5 protein-coding genes are annotated in these 3,808 nt (G+C 63.9%); 3 read left to right on the top strand and 2 right to left on the bottom strand.

Annotated elements, in window-relative coordinates; all coding sequences use genetic code 11:
• A partial coding sequence (topA, locus tag JHD07_RS30835) for a type I DNA topoisomerase (RefSeq protein WP_291628994.1) occupies window positions 1–1,823 on the bottom strand: 1,823 nt, incomplete at its 3' end.
• Window positions 1,824–2,146: 323 nt separating this feature from the next.
• On the opposite strand from topA, the gene JHD07_RS30840 reads away from it, so the two are divergent.
• Together JHD07_RS30840 and JHD07_RS30845 are read left to right on the top strand one after the other, a co-directional pair.
• On the top strand, window positions 2,147–2,290 hold the full coding sequence (locus tag JHD07_RS30840; RefSeq protein WP_244521521.1) for a hypothetical protein: 144 nt from the start codon (window positions 2,147–2,149) through the stop codon (window positions 2,288–2,290).
• Window positions 2,291–2,344: 54 nt separating this feature from the next.
• Window positions 2,345–2,689, top strand: coding sequence for a hypothetical protein (locus tag JHD07_RS30845; RefSeq protein WP_291628999.1), 345 nt, complete (start codon window positions 2,345–2,347; stop codon window positions 2,687–2,689).
• A gap of 6 nt (window positions 2,690–2,695) precedes the next feature.
• Here JHD07_RS30845 and JHD07_RS30850 read toward each other — a convergent pair whose 3' ends face one another.
• On the bottom strand, window positions 2,696–3,181 hold the full coding sequence (locus JHD07_RS30850; RefSeq protein ID WP_291629000.1) for a helix-turn-helix domain-containing protein: 486 nt from the start codon (window positions 3,179–3,181) through the stop codon (window positions 2,696–2,698).
• Between the two features lie 122 nt (window positions 3,182–3,303).
• Between JHD07_RS30850 and JHD07_RS30855 the strand changes: the two genes are divergently transcribed.
• On the top strand, window positions 3,304–3,808 hold a 505-nt coding region (locus JHD07_RS30855), incomplete at its 3' end, for an SDR family NAD(P)-dependent oxidoreductase (RefSeq protein ID WP_291629002.1).

Consider the following 3,808-nt stretch of genomic DNA (forward strand, 5'->3'; position numbering starts at 1 on the left):
CCGCAATTCGGGCACTGCCTGATGTCGCCGCCATCCGCCCGCGGCGGATAGATGTGCTGGCCCAGCATGTCGTCGAGCACGTCGAGCACCTGCGCGACGCGCAGATCCTTGATGTCGTCGACGGCCCCGATGAAGCCGGTCCAGAAATCCTTCAGAACCTGCTGCCAGGAGATCTCGTTGTTGGAGATGCGGTCGAGCTGCTCTTCGAGGCTCGCCGTGAAATCGTATTCGACGTAGCGGGCAAAGAAGCTTTCGAGAAACGCGACCACGACGCGGCCCTTGTCCTCGCCGTGCAGGCGCTTCTTCTCCAGCTTGACGTAGCCGCGGTCCTTCAGGACCTGGAGGATCGAGGCATAGGTCGAGGGCCGGCCGATGCCGAGCTCTTCCATGCGCTTGACGAGCGATGCTTCCGAGAAGCGCGGCGGCGGCTCGGTGAAATGCTGGGTGACGGAAAGGCTCTGCCGCTTCAGGGCGTCGTTCGGGCTCATCGCGGGCAGGCGGCGGGAATCCTCGTCCTCCTCGTCGTCGCGGCCTTCCTGGTAGAGCGCGAGGAAGCCGTCGAACTTCACGACCTGGCCAGTGGCACGCAGCTCCAGCGTGCGGGAGCCGGCCTTGGCCGTGATGTCGACCGTGGTGCGCTCGAGCTCGGCGGATTCCATCTGGCTGGCGATGGTGCGCTTCCAGATCAGTTCATAAAGTCGCGCCTGGTCAGCATCGAGCCTGCGGCTCAGGCTGTCCGGGCGGCGGGAGAGGTCGGTCGGGCGGATCGCTTCGTGCGCTTCCTGGGCGTTCTTGGCCTTGGCCTGGTACTGGCGCGGGCTGTCGGGCACGTAAGCGTTGCCGTAATCCTCGCCGATCACCTTGCGGGCCTGGGTGATCGCCTCGGGGGCGATCTGCACGCCGTCGGTCCGCATATAAGTAATGAGTCCGGTGGTCTCGCCGCCGATGTCGATGCCTTCATAGAGGCGCTGGGCGATGCGCATCGTATGCGCCGGCGCAAAGCCGTATTTGCGGCTGGCTTCCTGCTGCAGCGTCGAGGTGGTGAAGGGCGCCTGCGGATTGCGGCGGGCGGGCTTGGCATCGACCGCGGTGACCGCGTAAGTCGCTGCTTCCAGCGCCTTCTTGAAGTCTTCGGCTTCCGCGCCGGTGCCGATGTCGAGGCGCTGGATCTTCTTGCCGTCGGCGCCGACGAGGCGGGCCTCGAAGGCGTCGCCGCGCGGCGTCAGCAGGGTCGCGATCAGCGACCAATATTCGCGGGCTACGAACTTCTCGATCTCGAGCTCGCGGTCGCAGACGAGGCGGAGCGCGACCGACTGCACGCGGCCGGCCGAGCGGGCGCCCGGCAGCTTGCGCCACAGCACGGGGGAGAGGGTGAAACCGACCAGGTAGTCGAGCGCGCGGCGCGCCATGTAGGCGTCGACCAAGGCGCCGTCGATCTGGCGCGGATGCTTCATCGCGTCGGTGACGGCCTGCTTGGTGATGGCGTTGAACACCACGCGCTCGATCTTCTGATCCTTCAGCGCGCGCTTCTCCTTCATCACCTCGAGCACGTGCCAGGAGATGGCCTCGCCCTCGCGATCGGGGTCGGTCGCCAGAATCAGGCGGTCGGCGCCCTTCAGGGACTTGGCGATATCGTTGAGCCGGCCGGCCGCCTTGGGGTCGACCTCCCAGATCATCTTGAAATTGGCATCGGGATCGACGGAGCCGTTCTTCGCGGGCAGGTCGCGGACATGGCCGAACGAGGCCAGAACCTCATAGGACGAGCCCAAATACTTGTTGATCGTCTTGGCTTTCGCCGGCGACTCCACGATGACGATATTCATGTAGTTCCAGTAACTTACGGGAAAAAATTGGGCCGGAAACGAAAGGATTCGGGTCGGCCGTTTCGACCCGAACATGGGTGGTGAGGCGGTCGCTGTCAAATCGTGGGGTGTTGAGAGCCGCCACGATGGGACAAGTTTCATATCGAAAAAGTTGCAAAATACCACCTTGGAGTTGCGTTCGATGTGGGCGTAATGTTTCGCGGGGCATGCGATTCGAGTGGGGTCTGGTGACAAAGCCAGGAAAGAAACGGGCGCGCGCCGCATCAGGCGCGCGGAGGGGCGGGCGTCACGACGAACCGGGAGAGGGCGGCGCAGATGAGGCGGTGGCCTTCATTGCCGAGCAGACCGGGGCGTTGCGCAAGCTGGCCGAGCGGCACAAGCTCGACGTGTTGCATTATCTCCTGGGGATGACGCAGCTCGAGGCCGACGAGCATCTGCGGCTGCGGACCAAGCGCAAGCTGTCGTAACAGGGCTCGACGATCGACGTGAACTGACGCGCTCGTCTCCCCGACCAACCGAACGTGAACAACGCATCCAATATTTCGAACCTGGCGGACAGGCTCCGCGATGATGTTCGTAGCCTCGGCATCATGGCGGCATTGATCGGAGGGTTGATCCTCTGGTTTGCGACCGTCGGCTCGACCGACCGGGTGACGTATCGCGGCGTCGATCAAGCATGGGCCGAGCCCGGCCGAATCTATCTCAACACCGAGCCTCCCGGTCATTACGTGATCGAGCGGAATGCGGATTTTGCCGCCATGAAGGTCGGCTGTACCTACGATCTGAGCTACGATGTCAAGTTCGGCCGGAATCAACGCGGAAACCGCCTGAAGACGATCCGCAGAGTGAACCTGGTCGGATGCTAGCGGTGCTCAGCTTCGCGGGCCGGCTTTGGCCGAGCTTCGCCGCGGCGCCAGTCGCGGCTTCAGCGTGGTGTCGGCGGGACTGAGCAGCCGGCCGTCCTCGGCACGCATTTCCAGCCTCTTCACCGGGCGGCCCTTGTCGCGATCCACCAAAATGGTCGCGATCTCCTCGGGGTGGTCATCGAACTCCTCGCTCCATTGCCGTAGCGCGACCAGGATCGGGAAAGCGCCGCGGCCTTTCGGCGTCAGCACATATTCCTGATAGGCGCTGCCGTCCGAGGCGGGGGTGGTTTCGAGGATGCCGTGCTCGACCAGTGACCGCAGGCGAGCGGACAGGATGTTTTTGGCCGTGCCGAGCCTGCTTTGAAATTCGCCGAAGCGGCGCACGCCGAACAGCGCCTCGCGGATGATCAAGAGCGACCACCAGTCGCCGAGCGCCTCCAGCGAGCGCGCGATCGGGCAAGCGTCGCCCTCGAAGCTCGTTCGTTTCACCATCGCGGTTTGTCCTATCGCGTTCGCACGGTGCCGGCGCCGATCACGCGTTCGTGTGGTTGCATCATAAAACCTAATGCCTTAGATGGCAATCTAGTTTCATTATGCAACCACTGGAGGCGAGCGTGAGACTTCGAGGAAAGACGGCCCTGATCACCGGCGGCAACAGCGGCATCGGGCTTGCGACGGCAAAACTATTCGTGGCGGAGGGAGCCAAGGTGGTAATCACCGGCCGCAACAAGCAGACGCTGGACGCGGCCGCCAAGGAACTCGGGCCGAATGCGCTCGCGCTCGCTGCCGACGCGACCGACATTGCCGGCACTGAAGCTGCGATCAAGCAGGGCGCGGAGAAGTTCGGCAAGTTCGATATCGTGTTTGCCAATGCCGGTATCGCCGGCGGCACGCCGCTGGGCTCGGCCACGCTCGAGGTGTTCGAGAAGGTGATCAGCACCAATCTGACCGGCGTGTTCTTCACCGTGCAGGCGGCGCTGCCGCATCTCAACGACAACGCCTCGATCATTCTCAACGGCTCGGTGATCTCGGTGCTCGGCATTCCCGGTTACTCCGCTTACGGTGCCGCGAAAGCAGGCGTGCGGGCGATGGCGCGGATCATGGCCTCGGAACTGTCGC

It is taken from the genome of Bradyrhizobium sp., assembly GCF_016462955.1.
Taxonomy (GTDB): Bacteria; Pseudomonadota; Alphaproteobacteria; order Rhizobiales; family Xanthobacteraceae; genus Bradyrhizobium.

Bases quoted from the DNA above. Each gene is read 5' to 3' on its own strand.
- JHD07_RS30850 (WP_291629000.1), bottom strand. From the start codon at position 3,181: ATGGTGAAACGAACGAGCTTCGAGGGCGACGCTTGCCCGATCGCGCGC.